Source organism: Paramaledivibacter caminithermalis DSM 15212 (assembly GCF_900142245.1).
GTDB lineage: Bacteria > Bacillota > Clostridia > Peptostreptococcales > Caminicellaceae > Paramaledivibacter > Paramaledivibacter caminithermalis.
In genome coordinates, this window is the sequence record NZ_FRAG01000130.1 from 1 (window position 1) to 2085 (window position 2085).

General features: G+C 26.5%; 3 protein-coding genes. All 3 read left to right on the forward strand.

Annotated elements, in window-relative coordinates:
- Window positions 1-180 precede the first annotated feature (180 nt).
- The 3 genes from BUB36_RS18800 to BUB36_RS18810 all read left to right on the forward strand — a co-directional run bounded on the left by BUB36_RS18800 (window position 181) and on the right by BUB36_RS18810 (window position 1649).
- Window positions 181-636 carry a hypothetical protein gene (locus tag BUB36_RS18800; protein WP_073153847.1) on the forward strand — a complete coding sequence of 152 codons (456 nt, stop codon included), beginning with the start codon at window positions 181-183 and terminating at the stop codon, window positions 634-636.
- An 11-nt stretch (window positions 637-647) separates the two neighbouring features.
- The gene (locus tag BUB36_RS18805; RefSeq protein ID WP_165613156.1) at window positions 648-1130 is read left to right on the forward strand and encodes a hypothetical protein; all 483 of its coding nucleotides are present in this window, start codon (window positions 648-650) and stop codon (window positions 1128-1130) included.
- Between the two features lie 90 nt (window positions 1131-1220).
- A complete protein-coding gene (locus BUB36_RS18810) occupies window positions 1221-1649 on the forward strand; it encodes a hypothetical protein (protein ID WP_073153853.1) in 429 nt (142 codons plus the stop codon).
- Window positions 1650-2085 lie beyond the last annotated feature (436 nt).

The window sequence follows — 2085 nt, forward strand, 5'->3', positions numbered from 1 at the left end:
TCAAGTCTGTTCGTGGTGCTTAATTTCATCAGAACATAAGAATTTTTTTAAATTTTTTTCCTACAGTATCTTGACACGATCCAATATAAAATTACTTATTGACCTTTTGTAATATTATATTATAATTGTATATAAATTGAAATATATTAAAAAAATTAATTTTACGGAGTGATTTTACAAATGAAGAAATTTATAATGGTTTGTATTTGTTTTGCCATGATTTTATCAAGTTTTCTAATTACATCTTTTGCAGAATCAGCGATACCAAATTATGATGAGTTCAAAAAGAAAGCTGAATTTGTTAAAAACTCAAAACTAGAAGCTACAAAAAATTTAAAAGCTTTAATGAATGATGAAGTAGAAAATATTCGTAACGAATATGATAAAATTCAAAAATCATTAGATATACCTTTAGGACTTGAAGTCGTTAACGAACAAAATTTTGAGATTGATGATTTAAAATTCAAAGTATTTTATTTCAAAGCAGCTAATTCTCAAAATCAATATTATGTTATGGAAAATGCGACTAGAAGACCTCCAAGACCAGAAGAAGGTGACTTTAGAATGATTGTAGTTGCAAAAAATTATACTGGTAAAGAATTCTTTGATGAAAAAAAGGATATGTTAATTATTTGAGAAATGAAGGAGTGTATAAAGCTTCACATATAGCTTCCTATCTAGTATCTAATCCAATATTGAATTTCTTCACAAATAAAGCAATAGATTTAGTTGAGAAAGGTCATAAAGGGTCTGGAATGGCATATAGTGTAGAGAGAAGAGTTTATAAATGGGGTGAAATCTATACAAATGGTAAATGGAAAGATTATTACCGTGGACATTCGGATGAGGTATATTGGTCTCAGAAAATAATAATTTATGACAAGGACAAAATAAGTAAAGTTATTTATAAGAAAGATAAGGATTATTGGTATGATGATGGATACAATCCTATATATGTAGAAAACACAAGATATTTTTCGGATAATGACAAAGTGTATAAACTTGCACTTTCACAATACATAAGTAATGGCTATATATATGGGGATTCTGGCAAAGTTGTAGGATATAATCCATATGGAAAATGGTTTAAAGGTGTTAAACTTTCTTATAAAGACATACATCTTCAATAGAGAACGAATATTCAATTTAAATCAAAGATTATCTTATACAAATCACACTTATAAATGGTTTTGTATAGTAAGTTCATATTAGGAGGCAAAGTGACTAAAAAAAATAAGAGATTAATCTGTTTAATACTAGGTATTTTTATACTATATTTTATAGTTTTTACCCCAGAAAATTATATGAAATATGTATTTCATAATTTTGATAAAGGAAATTACAATGTGGTAAAAAATCTTAGCAATAAAGAGTATGAGTTAATAACAAGGATTTACAAAGTAGCAAAGGAAAATGGATACTCAAAACCATTATGGAGTACACGGGAAATAGATGGTAAATATGATGTTTTTTTTACTTCAATATTATATGGTGAAAAAAATCAAGTTAAGGGAGTTTTAAAATTAGACTTAAAAATAGATTTTAAAAGAAAATGGCTTATTATCCCTCAGTTTAAGAAAGTTAACTTTGATTATGAAAATTTTTCAGATATAGGGATACCGATAACCTTTCCGAATTATGAATTTTAGATATTTAAATATGAAAAAAACTTTGTGCTTAAATGAAAATAATTACTATTTTGGTAATAATTATAAATAATGATTAGACCAGGTAGTTTTAAAAAATTTACGGAAAAAATATTCTGAAAAATTATCATTTCTGCCTGTAATAAATAATTATAATTTGCTTATAAAATCTTTGTAAAGGTTGAAATTAACAGGCTTTCAGCCTGACCTTAACAAAGATTTTAACGCAAATATTTTGTAACTAACAGGCAGAAAGGGATGGTTTAAGGGGGGAACCCTAAACCCTTGCAAATATTTAATTTTCATGTGTTTTAAACAAAAACTTTTGACAATACCTTAAACCAGGTAGTGTAAAAAGTTTTATGAAAAACAACAAATAACAAAAATATATCTTCTTAACCCGATAGGGTAGATGTAAATTGACGTAGTTGCCCTTGAC